The organism is Amycolatopsis sp. NPDC104863, assembly GCF_055582965.1.
On sequence record NZ_JBVJOW010000001.1, the window covers coordinates 1,830,840 to 1,849,304 of the forward strand.

18 protein-coding genes are annotated in these 18,465 nt (G+C 73.8%); 3 read left to right on the top strand and 15 right to left on the bottom strand.

What is annotated here, in order from left to right:
- Window positions 1-16: 16 nt before the first annotated feature.
- The gene (locus ACZ63J_RS08095) at window positions 17-325 is read right to left on the bottom strand and encodes a DUF4326 domain-containing protein (protein ID WP_465398593.1); all 309 of its coding nucleotides are present in this window, start codon (window positions 323-325) and stop codon (window positions 17-19) included.
- 342 nt (window positions 326-667) lie between these two features.
- Complete coding sequence (locus ACZ63J_RS08100) at window positions 668-1,585, bottom strand: aminoglycoside phosphotransferase family protein (protein WP_465398594.1); 918 nt, start codon at window positions 1,583-1,585, stop codon at window positions 668-670.
- A 158-nt stretch (window positions 1,586-1,743) separates the two neighbouring features.
- Between ACZ63J_RS08100 and ACZ63J_RS08105 the strand changes: the two genes are divergently transcribed.
- The gene (locus ACZ63J_RS08105; protein ID WP_465398595.1) at window positions 1,744-2,133 is read left to right on the top strand and encodes an STAS domain-containing protein; all 390 of its coding nucleotides are present in this window, start codon (window positions 1,744-1,746) and stop codon (window positions 2,131-2,133) included.
- A 7-nt stretch (window positions 2,134-2,140) separates the two neighbouring features.
- Here the strand turns inward: ACZ63J_RS08105 and ACZ63J_RS08110 are convergent, their stop codons facing one another.
- From ACZ63J_RS08110 to ACZ63J_RS08165, 12 genes are all read right to left on the bottom strand, one after another.
- A complete protein-coding gene (locus ACZ63J_RS08110) occupies window positions 2,141-2,521 on the bottom strand; it encodes a response regulator (RefSeq protein ID WP_465398596.1) in 381 nt (126 codons plus the stop codon).
- Window positions 2,518-4,266 carry a PAS domain S-box protein gene (locus ACZ63J_RS08115; protein ID WP_465398597.1) on the bottom strand — a complete coding sequence of 583 codons (1,749 nt, stop codon included), beginning with the start codon at window positions 4,264-4,266 and terminating at the stop codon, window positions 2,518-2,520. The genes ACZ63J_RS08110 and ACZ63J_RS08115 overlap by 4 nt, the downstream gene beginning before the upstream one ends.
- Window positions 4,267-4,318: 52 nt before the next feature.
- Window positions 4,319-4,717, bottom strand: a complete 399-nt coding sequence (locus ACZ63J_RS08120) for an ATP-binding protein (protein ID WP_465398598.1) — start codon at window positions 4,715-4,717, stop codon at window positions 4,319-4,321.
- 71 nt (window positions 4,718-4,788) lie between these two features.
- Window positions 4,789-5,430, bottom strand: a complete 642-nt coding sequence (locus ACZ63J_RS08125) for a response regulator transcription factor (RefSeq protein WP_465398599.1) — start codon at window positions 5,428-5,430, stop codon at window positions 4,789-4,791.
- A gap of 78 nt (window positions 5,431-5,508) precedes the next feature.
- Window positions 5,509-5,967, bottom strand: coding sequence for a DUF6292 family protein (locus tag ACZ63J_RS08130; protein WP_465398600.1), 459 nt, complete (start codon window positions 5,965-5,967; stop codon window positions 5,509-5,511).
- A gap of 60 nt (window positions 5,968-6,027) precedes the next feature.
- Complete coding sequence (locus ACZ63J_RS08135; protein ID WP_465398601.1) at window positions 6,028-6,729, bottom strand: RraA family protein; 702 nt, start codon at window positions 6,727-6,729, stop codon at window positions 6,028-6,030.
- A 9-nt stretch (window positions 6,730-6,738) separates the two neighbouring features.
- Window positions 6,739-7,068, bottom strand: a complete 330-nt coding sequence (gene cutA, locus ACZ63J_RS08140) for a divalent-cation tolerance protein CutA (protein ID WP_465336776.1) — start codon at window positions 7,066-7,068, stop codon at window positions 6,739-6,741.
- A 10-nt stretch (window positions 7,069-7,078) separates the two neighbouring features.
- A complete protein-coding gene (locus tag ACZ63J_RS08145) occupies window positions 7,079-8,248 on the bottom strand; it encodes an MFS transporter (protein ID WP_465398602.1) in 1,170 nt (389 codons plus the stop codon).
- Window positions 8,249-8,338: 90 nt separating this feature from the next.
- Window positions 8,339-9,910, bottom strand: coding sequence for an Hsp70 family protein (locus tag ACZ63J_RS08150; protein ID WP_465398603.1), 1,572 nt, complete (start codon window positions 9,908-9,910; stop codon window positions 8,339-8,341).
- 1 nt (window position 9,911) lies between these two features.
- Window positions 9,912-11,120: a hypothetical protein gene (locus ACZ63J_RS08155; RefSeq protein WP_465398604.1), complete on the bottom strand. Its 1,209-nt coding sequence runs from the start codon at window positions 11,118-11,120 to the stop codon at window positions 9,912-9,914.
- Window positions 11,117-12,592, bottom strand: a complete 1,476-nt coding sequence (locus ACZ63J_RS08160) for a dynamin family protein (RefSeq protein ID WP_465398605.1) — start codon at window positions 12,590-12,592, stop codon at window positions 11,117-11,119. The genes ACZ63J_RS08155 and ACZ63J_RS08160 overlap by 4 nt, the downstream gene beginning before the upstream one ends.
- Window positions 12,589-14,436, bottom strand: a complete 1,848-nt coding sequence (locus tag ACZ63J_RS08165; RefSeq protein ID WP_465398606.1) for a dynamin family protein — start codon at window positions 14,434-14,436, stop codon at window positions 12,589-12,591. Before ACZ63J_RS08165 ends, ACZ63J_RS08160 begins: the two co-directional genes overlap by 4 nt.
- 37 nt (window positions 14,437-14,473) lie before the next feature.
- Between ACZ63J_RS08165 and ACZ63J_RS08170 the strand changes: the two genes are divergently transcribed.
- The gene (locus tag ACZ63J_RS08170) at window positions 14,474-15,214 is read left to right on the top strand and encodes a hypothetical protein (RefSeq protein WP_465439367.1); all 741 of its coding nucleotides are present in this window, start codon (window positions 14,474-14,476) and stop codon (window positions 15,212-15,214) included.
- A 27-nt stretch (window positions 15,215-15,241) separates the two neighbouring features.
- Window positions 15,242-15,688 carry a hypothetical protein gene (locus ACZ63J_RS08175; RefSeq protein WP_465398608.1) on the top strand — a complete coding sequence of 149 codons (447 nt, stop codon included), beginning with the start codon at window positions 15,242-15,244 and terminating at the stop codon, window positions 15,686-15,688.
- Window positions 15,689-15,827: 139 nt separating this feature from the next.
- Here the strand turns inward: ACZ63J_RS08175 and ACZ63J_RS08180 are convergent, their stop codons facing one another.
- Window positions 15,828-18,410: an AAA family ATPase gene (locus tag ACZ63J_RS08180; RefSeq protein ID WP_465398609.1), complete on the bottom strand. Its 2,583-nt coding sequence runs from the start codon at window positions 18,408-18,410 to the stop codon at window positions 15,828-15,830.
- Between the last annotated feature and the right edge of the window lie 55 nt (window positions 18,411-18,465).

An 18,465-nucleotide genomic window follows, 5' to 3' on the forward strand; every position in this document is an offset into this window, starting at 1 on the left:
GAGGGGGTGCGTTTCGTTACGGCCCGTGATCCGCGACGTCGGCGATCACCTGGGCGTGGCACAGCAGGGGGACACACCAGCAGCCGAGCCGCTTGCCGCGCAGCTCCGGCAGGAGCGCGAGCAGGTCCGGCCGGGCGAGGAGGTGCTCACGGTACTGGGCGAGGACTTCCTCGCGGGTGCCGTCTTTCCCGGGCCGGAACGGGCTGGCGAGCTTCGAGCCGGCGAGGTGCCAGCCGCCGCGGTGCATCGCCCGCCCGACGTAGACGACGTCGGCGTAGTCCGGGTCGTCGCGGTGGCCCTTCAGGTTGACGACGGTGGTACCCATGGGCCCACCTTGGCATGGCGGCCGGTGGAGTGCCTCTGCTGACACGACGGCTGATGGTCGGCGACCAGCTCATCCAGCCGCCGCCGAGCCCGAACCGGATCAGAACCCGGGCCGGGTCCGGGCCCGGCAGCTCGGCCCGCATCGGCAGCCCAGCCATCAGCCCACCCTGGCACGGCGGCCAGTTTCCTCCTACTGACCCGAGGCCTGGTGATCCGCCACCAGCTCATCCAGCCGCCGCCGAGCCCGAACCGGATCAGAAGCCGGGCCGGGTCAGGGCCCGGCAGCTCGGCCCGCGTCGGCAGCCCAGCCATCAGCCCACCCTGGCACGGCGGCCGGTTTCCCCTACCGATCCGAGGCCTGGTGATCCGCCACCAGCTCATCCAGCCGCCGCCGGGCCCCAGCCGGGTCCGGACCCGTCAGCTCCGCCCGCGTCGGCAGCACCGCCGTCAGCCCCCACGCCCGCCCCCGCGCCCAGGTGGCGTCGTCGATGTCCAGCGCCGCGCGGAACCGCCGACGCCCGGCCGCCGACAGCACCGACCACGCCACGATCAGGTCGCACGCCGGGTCGCCGACCGCCATCGTGCCGAAGTCGATGACCGCGCTTATCCGGCCGTCGCGGGACAGGAGGTTCGCCGGGGCCGGGTCGCCGTGGATCCAGACCGGTGGGCCGTCCCACGGCGGGGCCGCGCGCGCCGCCTCCCACACCGCCGCCACCGCCGGGATGTCGATCAGGCCCGCCAGCGCTTCGATCCGCGGGGCGAGCCGGGCCGGGGCGATCGCCGAGTCGCGTTCGTCGGTCGTCGGGACGCCGCGAAAGCCGTTGCTCCACTGGGGTGGCGGGCCGCCGGTGGTGTCCGCCCGGCGCAACGCGGCGAAGAACTCCGCCAGCTCCTCGGCCGGGTCGGCCACGCCGTCCGGGTCGAGCGACTCGCCGGGCAGCCAGCGCAGCACCGACCATGGGAACGGGTAGCCCTCCCCCGGTTCGCCTTCGGCCAGCGGCACCGGGACCGGCAGCGGCAGCCCGGGCGCCAGCTTCGGCAGCCATTCCTGCTCGCGCGCGACCTGCCCGGCCCAGCGCCCGTACCGCGGCAGCCGCACCGCCAGGTCCGGTCCCAGGCGGAACGTCGCGTTGTCCACGCCCTGCGTCGGCGCGGGCTCGACCGGCAGCCCGGCCCACCGCGGGAACTGCGTCGCCACCAGGCGCCGGACCACCGGCGTCGTGATGGTCGCTTCGTCGGACGACAGGTCTCCGGTGGCCAAGGCACCCCTCACGTCGGTGTGGTCGCGGCCGATCACACCGGGTCACGGCGCGGCTGTCCACCGAATTTGCCGCGCTGGTCCACCTAGTGCAGATGCACTATGCTGGAGGTCCTGGTTGAACCGTCAGCCGCCGCTACCCGACGAAAGGGTGTGCCGCGATGGTTCCCGAACCCCGCCCGGCCGACCACGATCTCACCGGCGCCTGGGTCAACGCCCACGGCGACATGTCCCTGCGGGTCGTCCGCCCCTCCCGCCACACGGTCGTGGTCGAGGTGGCCGGCGAAATCGACCTCTCCACCGCGCGCCGGCTCGACGAAGTCCTCCAGTCCCGGATCCGCAGCCAGGTCGAAGAGGTCGCCATCCACCTCGACGGCGTCACGTTCTTCTCCGTCGCCGGGCTGAACTCGCTGCTGCGGGCGCAGCTGCTCGCCGACGCCGCGGGCGCCCGCCTCACCGTCGACCCGGGACGGTCCCGGGCGGTGCTGCGGCTCTTCACGTTGCTGCCGATGGACTTCTACGGCGTGATGAACCCCCGGCCGGTCGGCTGACCCCGGATCACGAAGGCGTGCCGCGGCCCAGCCGCCGGACGGCTTCGACGATCACCGTGTTCGGCGAGCCCTTCACCAGGTACTCGGTGACGCCGGCCGCGGCGAGCCCGGCCATCGAGGCCCGGTCCGCGTAGGCGGAGAAGGCCAGGATGGCGGTGCCGGGGCTGCACCGTGCGATCTCGCGCGCGGCCCGCGCGCCGCCCCCGCCCGGCATCCGGACGTCGAGGACCGCGACCGCCGGCCGGTGGCGCTCGGCGAGCCGGATCGCCTCGTCGGCGTCGCGGGCGACCGCGACCACCGCGATGTCCGGCTCCTCGTCGAGGACCTCCTTGAGGACGTCGCGGATCATCACGTCGTCGTCGGAGATCAGCACGCGCAGCGCGGTCACGGTTCGAGCCCCGTCACGTCGGGCAGCATCGGCAGCCAGAACTCGACCACCGTGCCGTCGCCCGGGGTGCCGGCGACCGACAGCCAGCCGTGCGCGGCCTCGGCCCGTTCGTGCATCTCGACCAGCCCGAAGTGGCCCGAGCCGACGTCGTCGCCCGGGGTGCCGACCCCGTCGTCGGTGATCCGCACGAGCGTCCCGTTGTCCACTGTGGACAGCGTGAGGTCCACTCGGGTGGCCCGGGCGTGCTTGTGGACGTTGCTCAGCGCCTCCTGGCAGATCCGGTACACGGTGATCGCCGCCGCCGGGGACGGCTCGGCGGTGAGGTCGTCGTGCACCGTGTGCGCGAGCCCCCACCGGCCCGCGACCTCGTCGACGTACCCGGCCACGGCTTCCACCAGGCCGCGCTGGTCGAGCTCCGGCGGGCGCAATCGGGACACCAGGCCGCGCAGCCTGCCGATGGCGGCCTGCACGGCGTCGTCGAGCCCGCTGACGGCGCTCGCGTGCGGCTCCGGCAGCCGCCCGGCCAGCAGCTGCAGCCGCATCCCGACGGCCACCATGGACTGGATCGACTCGTCGTGGACGTCCCAGGCGATCCGGCGCCGCTCGACCTCCTGGGCGTCCACGAGGTGGCCGACGAGCCGGCGGCGCTCGCGCAGGGCCTGCTCGGCGTTGCGGCGCTCGGTCATGTCGCGGGTGACCTTCCCGAAGCCCTGCAGCCGGCGGTTCGCGTCGAAGAGGGCGGTGATCACGACGTTGGCCCAGAACCGGCTGCCGTCCTTGCGCACCCGCCAGCCCTCGTCCTCCAGCCGGCCCTCCTCGGTCGCGATCTCCAGCTCCCGCGCGGGTTTCCCCGCGGCGACGTCTTCGGGCGGGTAGAACACCGAGAAGTGCTGCCCGATGATCTCGTGGGCCGCGTAACCCTTGATCCGCTCGGCGCCGGTGTTCCAGCTCGAGATCCGCCCGGCGGGGTCGAGCATGAAGATCCCGTAGTCCTGCACGCTCTGCACCAGCAGGCGGAACCGTTCTTCGCTGTCCCGCAGGGCCAGCTCGGCCGCGCGGCGCTCGGACATGTCCCGGGTGACCTTGCCGAAGCCGCGCAGGCTCCCGTCGTCGTCGACCAGCGCGGTGATCACGACGTTGGCCCAGAACCGGCTGCCGTCCCGGCGCACCCGCCAGCCCTCGTCCTCCAGCCGGCCCTGCTCGATCGCGGTCTCCAGCTCCCGCGCCGGTTTCCCCGCTGCAATGTCTTCGGGCGGGTAGAACACCGAAAAGTGCTGCCCGATGATCTCGCCGGCCGAATAGCCTTTGATCCGCTCCGCCCCGGCGTTCCAGCTCGCGATCCGGCCACCGGTGTCGAGCAGGAAGATCGCGTAGTCCTGCACGCTGTGCACCAGCCGGCGGAACGGCTCCTCGCGGTCGTCCGCCGGATCACCGACAACCTGGCCGAATCCCCGCACCTGCCCGTATTCGTCGAGCAACGCCGTTGTCACGACGTCGGCCCGGAAGCGGGAGCCGTCCTTGCGCACCCGCCAGCCCTCGCCGCTCGACTGACCCCGCTCGGCCGCGATCTCCAGCTCTTGCGCGGAAGCCGCGTCCTCCGGCGGGTACAACACTGAGACGTGCCGTCCGACGATCTCCTCGGCCGGGTAGCCCGCGACGCGCTCGGCCCCCGCGCTCCAGCTCGTGACCCGCCCGTCCGGGTCGAGCAGGAAGAGCCCCTGTGCCGGCCGGAGCGCGTCGTCCATGCCGCAACTGTGCCGGATGCGCGGGCGCGGAGCACGCCGTGACGGGCGGGGCTCAGCCCGCGAGCTCGGCGGACGTGGCGGGCAGCGCACACCAGACCACCTTTCCCCGGCCGTGGCGCTCGGACCCCCAGGCCAGGGACACCCGCTCGACGAGGGTCAGGCCCCAGCCGCCGTCGGGTCCGGCGGGCCGGCGCACCGGCGGCGCCGGGTCGTCGTCGAACACCTCGACGCGGATCCGCTCGGCGGCCACGCTGATCTTCAGGACGGGTACTCCGCTGCCGTGGCGCAGCGCGTTGGTCGCGAGCTCGGTGACGACCAGCAGCACGTCGTCGACGACGGTGCTGTCCGCCCAGGCGAGCAGGGTGAGCCGGGCGAACCGGCGCGCTTCGGCGAGTCCGCCGGCCAGGTCGGTGAGGGTGCACTCCGCGACGAGCGGGGCCGGGCTTTCCACGGCCTCAAGCGTGCCCCGGCGCGGTGCCCCGCGCGAGATGCAGGCAGCGCGGGACCACTGGTGCACCTGCATCAGCCGATGAGGCCCTCCCGGCGGGCGACGGCCACCGCTTCGAGCTTCGACCGCGCGCCGAGCTTCTCCAGCACCCGCTGGACGTGGTTGCGCGTGGTGTTGCGGGAGACGCCGAGCCGCCGGCCGATTTCGTCGGTGGTGGCGCCTTCGGCGAGCAGGTCGAGGGTCTCCCGCTCGCGCACCGTCAGCCCCGCGCCGGGCGCACGTCCGGTGAGCTGGTCGAAGACCCCGGGCAGCAGCTCCGGGTCGAAGACCACCCCGCCGGCGGCCACGTCCCGCACCGCGGACTCCAGCACACCGAGCTGCGACGACTTGAGCAGGAGCCCGGCCCCGCCCGCCTTCGCCACCTGCACGGCGATCGCCGCGGTCGCGTCGCCGGTCAGCACCAGCACCCGCGCGCCGCCCGAGCCGAGCTCCGCGATGACACCGAGGGCGTCGCCGTCGGAGAGCCGCCGGTCGAGCACCACGACGTCCGGCTCGTGCGCACGCGTGTCGAGGACGGCTTCGGCCCGCGACCGGGCGCGGCCGACCACGGTGATCCCGTCGGCGCGGTCGAGCGCCTGCTGCAGCGCCTCCGCCACCATGTCGTGGTCCTCGACGAGGAGGACGCGGACGGGACGGGGTTCGTCGGGGCTGCTCACGGGGATCCCTCGCTGGACGGCGGCTGCCGACCCATCTTAGGCGCTCCGCGGGGTTCCTTCCTCCGGTGTGGACGCCGCTCAGAAGCCCGGGGAACTCGGCCGCAGCAGGCCTTCGGGCCCGGTCACCGGCAGCCGGCCGACGAGCTCTTCGTGGTCGCCCGCCGTCCGCAGCACCGGCGGGCGGACCGGCCCGGCCGGCGGGGTGGCGGAGCGCAGCCCGTCGAGGAACCGGACGACCGCGTCCGCGGGAGGCACCACGTCGCCGCCGAGGTACCCGAGCACCTCGGCCGTTTCCCCGCCCGCGGGCTCGACGACCGCCGCCCAGCCGTGCACCTCGTGCCAGACCAGCGCGAGATCGTGATCGTGGTCCGGCCGCGCGCGGTCGAGGGCCACGTAGCCGGAGCTGGGCACACCGAGGTCGAGCGAACACGACTCGAAGCCGACTCCGGCGGCCTTCGCGACCCGCCCGAGGTAGGCCCGCAACCCGCGGGCGAAGTGGTATTCGGTGTCCTTGCCGAAGTCCATGAGCTTGTCCACGGTCGTGCCTCCCGGGGCCGGTGCGCTGCCCGGATACCCGGTGCCGGCGCGGTTACACGCTCACTCCTCGATCGCGCCGCCGACGGCACGCAGGTGCGCGCGGAAGGTCAGCGCTGGGTCGGTTTCCCGCGCGGCGAGGAAGTCGCGGAAGCGGACCTGGTCGCGCAGCGGCTCGCCGGAGCGGATCCGGTCGGCCTGGCGGCGTTCCGTGTCACGGATGCCCTCGGCGAGCGTGAACAGCTTGCCGGCGCGGTCGAGCGGGACGAACAGGACACCGTCGTCGTCACCGAGCACGAGGTCCGCGGGCCCGATCCGCCAGGTGCCGACGACCGCTTCGTCGAGTCCGCCGTCGACCCGCGGGCCGAGGCTCAGCGGGCCGGTGGGGAGCGAACCGAGACTGAACACCGGCAGGCCGATGGCGCGGATGTCGGCGGTGTCGCGGTGCAGCCCCCAGATGACGACCCCCGCGAGCCCGGCCGCGCGGGCCTCCAGCACCACCAGGTCGCCGACGCAGCTTTCGTCGAGGCGGCCGCCGTTGTCGACCACCAGCACCCCGCCCGCGGCCGCGTTCTCGAACGCCTCCAGGAAGACGTCGACACTGCCGACGTGCCGGGCGGGCACGGCCGGGCCGAACAGGCGGCTGCCCGGTTCCACCGCGCGGGTCGTCGCCGGGGCGCAGCGGACCGGGAGCCCGGCCCGGATGCACGCGTCCGCGAGGTGGGCGGTGGTCAGCGTCTCGAAGCGGGTTCTGAGGTCGTCCATGCCGATCAGCTAACCACCGTTCCCGGTTTCGGCGGTCACCCAGGCCAGGTATTCGGCGCTGCCGCCTTCGACGGGCGTGGCGATGATCTCCGGGAGGTCGTAGCCGTGCAGCTGCCCGAGCCGTGCGGTCAGCGCGGGCACCCGGGCGGCGGTCGTCTTGATCTCCACGCGCCACTCCTGGTCGCTGCGGACCTCGCCCTCCCAGCGGTAGACGCTGGTCACCGGGCCGACGATCTGCGCGCACGCCCCCAGCCGTTCCGCCACCGCCGCGGCGGCCAGTTCCCGGGCCGCCGCTTCGGAATCGGTCGTGGACGTCACGATCACGTGCTCTGCCACCATGTCCGCGAGGCTACCGGCGCAGGCGGGCCATCGCCGCCGCACCGAGCAGCGGCCCGACGGCGAGCAGCGGCACCGCGGCACGCCAGCCGACGGCGTCGGCCACCAGCGGCAGCAGCTGGATCGTGCCCGCGCTCAGCAGGAACCCGAAGGCCGTCATCGCGGTCAGCGCGGTGCCGACGTAGCGCGGGTCCGCCGTTTCCGCGAGCGCCGCGGAGAACTGGCCCGAGTCGGCGATCACCGCGACACCCCAGACCAGCAGCACCGGCAGCAGCAGGCCGGCGCCCGCGGCCGGGTACGACAGCAGGGCGCAGCCCGCGCTGACGAGCATGGCCGCCGTCGCGACCACCACGCGGCCGCAGCGGTCGGACAGGACACCGCCCAGCACGCAGCCCGCCGCCCCGCACAGCCTGATCACGGCGAACGTCGTCAGCCCGCCGGGGCCGCCGGTCGCGGCGAGGTAGGCCGGCAGCCACGCCCACAGCGCGTAGAGCTCCCCCATGTGGCCGAAGTAGCCGAGGCACACCAGCCGCTGACGGCGGTCGGCCGCCATCCGCAGCAGGTGCCGCGGCTGCCACGGCGGCGCCGGGGCCAGGTCCGGGCCCGGCCGGACGAACACCGCCGAGATCCCCGCCCCGGCCGTCGCCAGCGCGGCCGAGCAGAGCAGAACGGCTTGCCACGGCAGGGAAGCCGGCGCGGACCGCAGGCTCGGCAACGCCGACCCGACGGTCAGCGCGGCCAGCAGCACGCCGAGCGCGGTCCCCCGCCGCCGCGGGAACCACGACACCACGGCCTTCATCCCGACCGGGTAGACGCCGGCGAGCGCGAAGCCGGTCAGGAACCGCAGCGGGACGACGACCCCGTGCGCGCCGGCGCACCACGGCAGCACCGCCGTCGCGCCCGCCGCCAGCAGCGCGCTGCCCGCGATCAGCACCTGCGGCCGGACGCGGTCGGCGAGGTTCAGGGCGGCCGAAACCACGGCGCCGCAGGCGAAGCCCACTTGGACGGCCGCCGTGAGCAGGATGGTGTGTTCGCGGGAGAGGCCCCATTCCGCGCGCAGCGCCGGAACCACCGCGGACGCCGAGAACCAGACGCTCATCGCGCACACCTGCACCGCGGCGAGGAGCGCGAGCTGCCGGGCGCCCGTCGTGGGCCGCGCCGGCGCCGGCCGGAGAGTGATCACCGGTCCTACTTGCGCTCACCCGGCGGTGCGGGTCAACGCCCGGTCATGCCTCTTCACTCCATGGGTTGGAAAACTTCTCACATCCTGGGCTCAGGTCGTGGGCTTCGCGCTCGTCGAGGTCGTCGGCGTGGTGGTCGTGGTCGGGGTGGTCGTGCGGGTCGGCGTCGTCGTCCGCGGCGGGGTCTTGCGCCGGGTCGTGGCCGGCGGGTTCGTGTGCTGGGGCACGACCGTCACCTGCGCCGGCTGCGAGTCCTCCGGCGACGGCAGGGTCACCAGCGTCGGCGTCTCGGTCGCGGAGCTCGACGCCGGCGGGGTCGTCCCGGACGGGGTTCCGCCCGAGCTGCTCACCGCGACGGCCACCCCGCCGATCGCGACGACCGCGACCGCGCACAGGCCGACCACCACGCCCCGGCGGGAAGCCCGCCGGCCGGGGCTCGCGGTGTCGGACTTGCCGCGCCCGAGCGACGGCGGCGGCGCACCCGCGCCGAACCCCGGCGTGGCCATCTCGCGCGTCTCCTCCCGCGGCGCCGGCACGCGGACGACGTCGGGCGGCGGCACCGGCCGGAGCGCCGGCTGTGATCGCGTCGCCTGCACCAGCCCGGACCGCCCGGACGCCAGTGCCGCGGCGCCGAGCGCGACGCCGTACTTCGGGTGGATGTCGACCGCGGTCGGCCGGCCGAGCTCGGCCGACACGAGCTGCGACACCAGCGGGATCCGCGACGAGCCGCCCACCAGCAGCACCGCGCCGAGGTCGGCCGGCCGGAGGTTCGCCGAGCGCAACGCCCGGTGCAGCGACCCGATCGTCGCGGTGATCGACGGGCGGACCATCTCCTCGAACTCGCCGCGGGTCAGCCGCACCTCGGTCTGCACCGTCGGCAGCAGCACCGGGACGGCGGTCTCGGTGTCGGCGGACAGGGCTTCCTTGGCCAGCACGCACTCCTGGCGCAGCCGGACGACCGCGGCCACCGCGCCGGCGTCGTCGGGGTCGATCTGCGACAGCTTCCCGTCGAGCGCGCGGTCGACGTGCCCGAACACGGCTTCGTCGAAGTCGACGCCGCCGAGCCCCTCGATCCCTTCCGGGGTGCCGAGGATCTCGAAGCCGCCGCCGCGCTTGCGCAGCACGGTCGCGTCGAAGGTGCCGCCGCCGAGGTCGTAGACCGCGACGACGGCGCCGTCCTCCAGCCGTTCCTGGGCGGCGTAGTGGGCCGCCGCGGCCTCCGGCTCGGTGATCAGCCCGACGTGGTCGATCCCGGTCAGCCGGGGCACCTGCTCGAACAGCTCGCGCTTGTACGGCCCCCAGTTCGCCGGGTGCGTGAGCGTGATCCGGTCGGGCCGGCCGCCCTGCTGCCCGGCGACCGTCCGCACGACGTACCCGAGCAGGTGCGCCATCAGCGACGCCACCGAATGCGGCGCGCCGCCCAGCAGCACCGGTGTCGGGTCGCCGAGGCGCCGTTTGAACTCGCGCGCCACGCGGTCCGGCTCGACGGCCGCGCGCCGGCTCGCCGCGTCCCCGACCAGCACCCCGCCGTCGGCGCGCAGCAGCATCACCGACGGGATCGCCGCGGTGCGGTCGCCGAGCGACACCATTTCGACGTGGCCGGCGCTGTCGACGGCGGCGGCCGTGAAGGTCGTGCCGAGGTCGATGCCCAGTCCGTAACCCATGTCAGCCTCCGCCGGCGGTGTGCGCGTGGTCAAAAGTCGGGTGCTCGTCCGGGACCGGCTCCGGTTCCTCGGCGTGCGTGGGGTGTTCGTGGTGGTCCTGGTGTTCGTGGTGGTCTTCGGGCGGCGGCGGGTCCACCGGCTCCGGTGGTTCCGGTGGCGGTTCGTCCGGCACGCCGCGTGTTTCCGGCTCGTGGTGCCGGGGCGGCTCGAACGGGTGCTTCTCCGCCGCGGGCGGACGCGAGCCGGTCACCTCGCCGGCGTCGTGGTGCGCGGGTTCGCGTTCGGTCGCGAAGCTGTGCCGCGGCGCCGGGTGCTCGGCGAGCGTGGCCGACGCCGCCATCGTCGTCTCGACGGCCGCCGGCGCGGTGTCCACTGTGGACGGCTGACGGGCGAAGGTGACGACCGGCGACGCCGGCGGCCCGGGCAGCGACGGCGCCGGGGCGGTGACCGACGCGGTCACGGTGGTGCCGCGGGCCTTGTCGGTGATCACCTCGGTCTGGTGGATGGTCGGCCCGGCCGGCTCGCCGAAGGGGTCCTCGGCCCGGGCCTGCTCGTCCACGCCGACCTCGACCTCGATCCCCGGCGGGCCGGTCTCGGCCTCGTCGAGCACGACGGTCTCCTCCTGGAACACCTCGATGTCGCCGTGCCCCGGCGCGTCGGGGGTCAGCTCGTAGGTCAGCGAACCCTGGTGCTCCACGGTGATCGTGCCGTCGGGGTTCTCGTGGATCACGACGTCGGCGTCCTGGACGATGTCGATGTCCGTGTCGCCGGGGGTCCCGTCGCCGGGCACCACGAGGTGCTGGTGGTCGACGTAGACCTCGTCGTGGCCGTGGTTGTGCACCACGAACCGCTCGGTCGCGTCGATGACGAAGTTGCCGAACTCGTCTTCACGGACGTCGATCTGCTCGAACTCCTCGACGGTCGGCAGGTCCTCCAGCGGTGTGCCCTCGGTGGTCTCCGGGTGCCAGACCGTGCCGGTCTGCGCCTCGACGGAGCCGTTCTCCCCGCGGGTGACGGTGCTGGTCTCGACGTGCGGCACGTACTCGTGGCCGCTGTCCTGGGCAGTCTCCGCGGCGGCCGGTTCCGGCTGCGGCGGGGGCGGTGGGGGCTGGCTCGCGCCCGGCGTCAGCAGGTTGCCGGCGACTTCGGAGGCGACGGCGCCGGCGACGGCCGTGGCCGCCCGCTTGATCTTCTTCGGCAGTTCGGTCACGACAAGACCTCCGCCCGGGCTTCGCTGAGCAAGATTCCTTCGCAGGTGCGGACCAGGACACGGGCGGCCTCGCGGACGTCACGCGGCGACGCGGGGTGCTCGGCGCGCCGCTGCCACCTCAGCAGCTGCGCGCCGAGCGCCTGCCGGACCGCGGCGCGGCCCGCGTTCCCCGGCAGGTTCAGCCGGCTCGCCGCGTCCACCCCGGCCGCGCCGAGCAGCCGTTCCGCGTCGCGAGCCTCGTCGGTGGTGAACAGGACCACGCCGAGCCGGATCGAGTCGATCAGCTGGATCTCGGCGAACTCGTGGGCGCCGGCGACGATCCGCTCCCACTCGTGCAGCAGGCCGCCGGTGCGGTCCGGGAAGGCGCGCAGCACGAGCTCCGCCGCCTGCAGCGCCGACCGCGCCTTGAGCACGTCGGCCCGGGCGGCGAACTGCGTGGTCAGCAGCGAGCGCAGGCCGTGCAGGCCGCTGCGGGCCAGCAGCTCCCCCGACAGCGCCCGCGCGCCGGTCACCAGGCCCCCGCGGGTCAGCTCGACCGACAGCCGGACGCCGAAGAGGCCGTAGCGGGCCAGCAGCTCGGCGCGTTCGGCGGCCGGAACGTCCACTTCGGACTCCCCGCGGGCGAACCTGTCGGCCGACGTCAGCAGCCCGGCCACGTCGGCCTCCGGCGCGGCGGCCAGCACCCGGAACGCGCGGTACTCCGACTCCTTCAGCGTCGCGGCCGAGCTGGCCAGCAGGCCGGCGACCGGCACGACGGTCTGGCAGAGCCCGCGGACCCGCGAGTCGCGGGCGTACCGGCCGGCGATCTTCGCCGCCGAGTCCAGCGCGTCCACGCGGGCGTGCCCGACCTCGTCGGCCCGGGCCAGCACGCCGATGGTGTTCACCGGGCGGCGCTGGGCGGGGTCGTCGTGGAAGGCCTCCAGGAACCGGACGTCGTCGCCGTGGACGTGGCGCATCAGGTAGATCACCGCGTCCGCCGTGCCGACGCCGTCGCCCTCGGGGACCAGCGCCACCTCGGTGCGTTCGGACACCGCCGGGCGCGCCGAGCCGAGCCCGGGCGTGTCGATCAGCGTCATCACCCGCAGGGCGGGCGACGGCCAGTCGACGACGAGCCGGTCGACGTCGCCGGGCGGCAGGCCCAGCTCGAGGCCGAGCGTGCCGGACAGGCGCCCGAACGGCAGCTGGCGCGGCATCCCGCGCACCGGGTGCAGCATGATCCGGTAGGTCGGGCCGTTGCGGTACCAGGTGACGACGCGGGTGCACTCGCCTGCGTCCGTCGCCGCCAGCTCCTGGCCGACGAGCGCGTTGAGCAGGGTCGACTTCCCGGCCTTGACGCGCCCGGCGATGGCGACGCGCAGCGGCTCGGCGAGCCGGCCGGCGATCTGCCGCAGCATCGGCTCGGCGGGGGTGCCGGCGTACCCGGCGCAGGCGCGGGCGACGAAGCCGCGGACCTGGAGGTAGAGCGTGGTCATCGGGTCACCGCCGGAACCGGCCGGGACTGCGGCGCGCTGCGCAGGGTGAGCTCGTCGGCGCGGCGCGCGAGCACCTCGAGGGCTTCGATGTCGGCCTCCAGCCGCTTGAGCTCGCCCGCCTCGGACTCGTCGTCGAGGACGGCCTTCTTGGCCGCGGCCAGAGCTTCGGTCAGGGACCGCTGCAGTTCTTCGACCCGCGCGCTGTAGGCGTCGCGGAGCTCTCGTTGGACGGTCCGCATCGCGTCGCGGGAGTCCTTGCCGACCTGCAGGTTGAACTCGTCGACGAACCGGCGCACGGCGGTCTTGGCCAGGCCGCGGCGTTTCTCCAGCTGCCGCTTGCGTTCATCGACGAACCCGGAGCGGCCCATGAGCAGGCCGGCGGCGACGCCGAACGGGGTCGGGATGGCGAGCGCGGCCATCTTCGTCAGCATCGAGAACATCAGGAAACCGCTGTAGGCCTTCTGGAACGCGGCCATCCCGGTGGCGCCGCGGGTCTTGACCCCGGTGAACGACGAGTCGATGTCGATCTCCTCGACCACCTTCACCGGCGCCTGGACTTCGCGCGGCAGCACGGCCTGCGACTCGGCGAGCTCGAAGTGCTCGGCGACGCGGGTGGCGAGGTGGCGGGCCTGCTTGACGAACGTCGCGTAGTTCTCGAGCGTCTCGTTCGCGAGGCGCTGTCGCAGCCACTTCTCGAACTCGTCCCAGTTCTTGGCGGGGTCGCCGTCTTCGATGGCCTCTTCGGCCTCGTGCAGCACCCCGCGGGAGCGGGCGCGCAGGTCGTAGTCCACATCGGACGAAATGTCGGCGAAGCCGTCGAAGAGCAGCTGCTGCCACTTCGCGGACTGGCTGCGCAGCGCGTCGACGCGGTCGTTGACCCGGCCGAGCTCGGTGACGAGGGCGGCGGACTGTTCGGGGTGGGCGAGCGAGGTCCGGCGGGCGCGCAGGGCGGCGTGCAGCTGCCCGACGGCGGACCCGACGTGCAGCCCGACGGCGTTCAGCGCGGACCGCTCGGCGTCCCCGACGACCCCCTGCAGGCGCTTGACCAGCTGCGGGAAGCCGGACTCGACGTTCATCGACTGGTCGGCCGAGCGGGCCGCGACGGTCCGCAGCTCCGAGGAGACCGCGACGGTGTCGAGGGTGATCCCGCAGGCTTCGAGGTGGCCGGCGTTGAGCTCGAGGATCCGCCGCCACTGCGGGTAGAGGTCGATCTTGGTGAGGACGAAGAAGACGCTCGGGCAGAGCTCCTTGACCGTCCGGAGGAACCGCAGCTCGGCGCCGGTCAGCTCCTGCGAGGCGTCGGAGAGGAAGAGGACGGCGTGCGCCCGCGGCAGCGAGCTGACGGTGACGGCGTTGTGCAGCGAGCCGAGCCCGCCGACGCCGGGGGTGTCGACCAGCACCAGCCCACCGGAAAGCAGCTGGCGGCTGATCGACGCGGTGACCGACTTCAGTTTCCGGACGTTCCCCGGGTTCCCGGCTTCGCTCACGTGGGTCGGCAGGTCGTCGAGGGAGATCCGCTCGGTCCACGGCGGCGACGAAGGGTCGGCCGGCTCGTAGGTCGCCAGAGCCCCGGACTCCGGCGCGAACCGGACGACGGTCGGCACCGCGGTCGCGATGTCGTCGTCGACCGGGCAGATCTTGGCGGTCAGCAGGGCGTTGATGAGAGAACTCTTGCCCTGCTTGAACTCCCCGACGACGTAGACGGTGACGTCCGGTTCGGACAGCAGGCGCCGGGCGTCGGTGAGCCTGCGGACGAGATCGTCCCGCCCGTAGGCCCGCGCCCCCTTGACCGCGAGGTCGAGTGTGTCGAGGGCGATGGCTCCCCCGCCGCTCGGCTCCTGCATGACCGCTCCTCAGTCCTTACCGGATGTCCGCTCAGTAGTGCTCGACGTCGTGGTGGTGGTCGGCGTGGTGCTCCTGGTGGTGCTCGTCGTGGCGGTGGTGGTCGTGCTCGTGGCTCTCGTGGTGCCCGGTGGACGCCTGCTCGTTGAACTGGTTTCCGCCGTGGTGGCCGCTCGCGCCCTGCTCGTTCTGGAAGATGTTGCCGTGGCCGCCCGTGGAGGCCTGCTCGTTGAACTGGTTCCCGCCGCCGGCGCCTTGTTCGTTCTGGAAGATGTTGCCGTGGCCGCCGGTCGAGGCCTGCTCGTTGAACTGGTTGCCGCCGTGGCCGGCGCCCTGCTGGTTCTGGAAGATGCTGCCGTGACCGCCCGTGGAGGCCTGCTCGTTGAACTGGTTCCCGCCGTGACCGCCGGAACCCTGCTCGTTCTGGAAAATGCTGCCGCTGCCACCGGTCGAAGCCTGCTCGTTGAACTGGTTCCCACCGTGACCGCCGGAACCCTGCTCGTTCTGGAAAATGCTGCCGCTGCCACCGGTCGAAGCCTGCTCGTTGAACTGGTTCCCACCGTGGCCACCGGAACCCTGCTCGTTCTGGAAGATGTCGCCGCGACCACCGCCAGTCGAAGCCTGCTCGTTGAACTGGTTGCCACCGTGACCGCCGGAACCCTGCTCGTTCTGGAAGATGCTGCCGCTGCCACCGGTCGAAGCCTGCTCGTTGAACTGGTTGCCACCGTGACCGGAACCCTGCTGGTTCTGGAAGATGTCCCCGCGACCACCACCAGTTGAGGCCTGCTCGTTGAACTGGTCACCGCCGTGGCCACCGGAACCCTGCTCGTTCTGGAAGATGTTTCCCACGCCGCCGCCGGTGGAGGCCTGCTCGTTGAACTGGTCCCCGCCGTGACCGCCCGAGCCCTGCTCGTTCTGGAACACGTCACCGTGGTGACCGGCCGAAGCCTGCTCGTTGAACTGGTTCCCGCCGCGGCCGGCGCCCTGCTCGTTCTGGAAGATGTCCCCGCGACCACCACCAGTCGAAGCCTGCTCGTTGAACTGGTCCCCACCGTGCCCGCCGGAACCCTGCTCGTTCTGGAAGATGTCCCCACGACCACCAGTCGAAGCCTGCTCGTTGAACTGGTCCCCACCGGAACCCCCCGAACCCTGCTCGTTCTGGAAAATGCTCCCCGAACCCCCACCCGTGGAAGCCTGCTCGTTGAACTGGCTCCCACCGGCTCCTTGCTCGTTCTGGAAAACGTCGCCCGATGAAGTCGTCATCGTGTGCACTCCTGCTCTTCGGATCGGTGAAGCCGATGCCCCTCCGTTGTCATCCAGTCTTGGGCCGCGAGCCCCTCCGGTCATGAGTAGCGCGCTACTCGGCTTCGCGGCCGCGGCCGGCGCGGGCTACCTAAGGACCGTCGCCGGGACTACTCCCCTCCGGGCGGCCCACCACCGAAGCGAGCTCGCGGCGGCCGGAAATACCCAGCTTCGCGTAGACGCCGTGCAGGACGTTGTCGACCGTCCGCACCGAAACCACGAGCCGGTCCGCGACCGCGCGGCTTGTCAGGCCCGTGGCCACCAGGCGGGCGATCTCCAGCTCGCGGACCGTGAGGTCGAGCGGTGTGTCCAATAGGGCCAACGCCGGTGTCGCCGCGTCCTCGCAGGACGCCAGCCACGCCCGCGCGCGGTTGGCCGACGTCGCCGCGCTGCCGAGCTTGCCCGCCGCGCGGTGGGCTCGGGCCGCCTCGGCCGATGCCTCCGCTGCCAGCAGACGTGCGCCCGTGTCGGCGAAACCCGTTGCCACCTCGTCCAGTTCCGTTGCGGACGCTGCCCGCGCGTGCGCGGAGTAGAGCGCCCCCAGCGTGCCGCCCGGGGAGCCGAAGGAGTCCGAACCCGCGCCGAAGCGGACCAGGTCGTGGCGGATCTCGGCGGCCACCGCGAGCCGGCCCGCCACCTCCGCCGTCGCCGCGGCTTCGGCGGCCAGCTCTCTGGCGCGCGACAGCTCGCCTCGCGCGGCGGCCAGCCAGGCGCGGCTCCACCCGCCGAGAGGATCCGCGGGCAGGCCGGGCACCTCCTCGGCGCGGCCGGCCATCGCCGTCGCGCGGGCCAGGGCCGCCACGACGGCCGGCCGGAACGCGTGCGGCTGGTCGTGCTCCTCGGCCGCCAACGCCTCCCGCAACCAGCGGATCGCCGCCCGGATGTTCCCGTACGCCAGCGCCACCGTGCCCAGCGACGCCGCCGCGCCGGCCAGCGCCGGGCCCCAGCGGTCCCCCACCGCGTCCCGGTAGCCCTCCCCGGCCAGGTCTTCGGCCTCTTCGAGCCGTCCCGACCGGCACAGCGCGACGATCCGCGCGTGCTCCAGCCGGACCCTCGCCCCGGGCGCACAAGCGTCCGAAATCCGCGAAGCCACGGCCATTCCCTCTTCGACGACGCCGAGGCACGCTTCGGTGCGTCCGCATTCCGAGAGGGCGTCCGCCGCGACCACCAGCGCCGCGAGCCGGAGCGGATCACCGCGGCGGTTGCGGTCCAGCACCGGCCCGAGCAGGTCGAGCGCGGTCCGCGGCTCACCCGCGGCCGCCCGCAGCGCCGCCCGGGCGGTCACCAGGTCGTCCGCGGTCCCGGACACCCCGGTCTCCGCGGTGTCCAGCACGGCTTCGGCCTCTGGCGCGCGGCCGAGCCCGAACGCCAGGTTCAGCGCCCGGGTCGCGGCGACGCGGGCGTGCTGCGCGTCCGACACCGTCTCGCCGGCCAGCTCGGCGAGCAGCGCGTCGGCGTCGGCGTGGCGGCCGCCGGCCACCCGGACCTGGGCGAGGAGGAACTTCGCCCCGAACCCGCCCCCCATCCGGACGGCCTCCGCCGCCAGCTGTTCCGCCTGCGGGAAGTCCTTGCGCAGCAACGTCTCCGCCGCGGCCCGGACCAGCTGCGGGTCGGTCGGCAGCCCGGCGGCCAGGCGCCACCGCACCAGCCGCGGTTTGTCCTCGGCGCGCCGGGCGCCGGTGAGGTCCAGGGTCTGCGCGAGGATCCGGTAGGTGTCACGCTGGCGCAGCGGTGACGTCCGGCGCCGGATCACCTCCGCGTACAGCGGGTGCGCGAGCCGCACGTTCAGCCGCCGCCCGGTGCGTTCCGAGACGACCAGCCCGGCCTGCTCGGTGGTGGCGAGGACCCGCCCGGCGCCGAGGCGCACGAGGGGCTCGCTGCCCAGCGGCTCCCCGAAGGCGAGCAGCTCCAGCAGCCGCCGTTCGTCGGCGTCGACCCGGTCGGTGCGGGTCTCGATCAACTCGACCAGCCGCGGGGTCGCCCGCAGCGCGCCGCTCCACCGCCACACGCCGTCCCGGGCCGACAGCTCGCCGCTGTCGAGCCCGCCCTGCACGAGCTCCCGCAGGAAGAGCGGGTTCCCGAGGGTCAGGTGCCAGAGCCGGTGCTCGGCGCCGTCGTCGAGCCGGCCGCCCAGCGCGGCGGTGACCAGCTCGGTGGTCTGCGGCCGGGTGAGCTCCCGGACGTCGAGCCGCTCGGCGACGCGGTCCTTCCACAGCGCGAACACCGGGTCGGGCACGCTCACGCCGTGCGGCGCGATCACGATCACGAATGCCGACGCCGTCGCGGCCAGCTGGTGCACCAGGGTCGCCGAGAGGTCGTCGAGCAGGTGTGCGTCGTCGACGCACAGCACGAGCCGGCGTCCCTCGGCGCCGCGGGTGAGGTGGCCGGCGACCTGGTTGAGCCGGTGCGCGCGGTCCGCCGGGCCTTCCGTGCCCCCGGGCAGCAGATGCGCGAAAGCGCCAAATGGAATCGTCGAGGCCGACGACATCGCGCGCACCCAATGCGTGCGCGCGCCCCCGGCGGCCAGTTCGGCCAGCAGCACCTTGGCCAGCCGGGTCTTGCCGGCGCCGGCGCGCCCGGTCAGCAGCAGGCCGCACACCTCCGCGTCGGCCAGCGCCCGGCGCGCCGCCGTCAGTTCTTCGTCGCGGCCGACCAGCGGCCAGTTCGTCCCCACACCCACTGCCTCCCCGTGCCTCGCGGCTTTCCGGTGTCCGCGCACACCTGTTCCA

Bases quoted from the DNA above. Each gene is read 5' to 3' on its own strand.
- ACZ63J_RS08150 (WP_465398603.1), bottom strand. From the start codon at position 9,910: ATGGGTTACGGACTGGGCATCGACCTCGGCACGACCTTCACGGCCGCC.
- ACZ63J_RS08095 (WP_465398593.1), bottom strand. From the start codon at position 325: ATGGGTACCACCGTCGTCAACCTGAAGGGCCACCGCGACGACCCGGAC.
- ACZ63J_RS08160 (WP_465398605.1), bottom strand. From the start codon at position 12,592: ATGACCACGCTCTACCTCCAGGTCCGCGGCTTCGTCGCCCGCGCCTGC.
- ACZ63J_RS08135 (WP_465398601.1), bottom strand. From the start codon at position 6,729: ATGGACGACCTCAGAACCCGCTTCGAGACGCTGACCACCGCCCACCTC.
- ACZ63J_RS08165 (WP_465398606.1), bottom strand. From the start codon at position 14,436: ATGCAGGAGCCGAGCGGCGGGGGAGCCATCGCCCTCGACACACTCGAC.
- ACZ63J_RS08115 (WP_465398597.1), bottom strand. From the start codon at position 4,266: ATGGACGACGCGCTCCGGCCGGCACAGGGGCTCTTCCTGCTCGACCCG.
- cutA (WP_465336776.1), bottom strand. From the start codon at position 7,068: ATGGTGGCAGAGCACGTGATCGTGACGTCCACGACCGATTCCGAAGCG.
- ACZ63J_RS08105 (WP_465398595.1), top strand. From the start codon at position 1,744: ATGGTTCCCGAACCCCGCCCGGCCGACCACGATCTCACCGGCGCCTGG.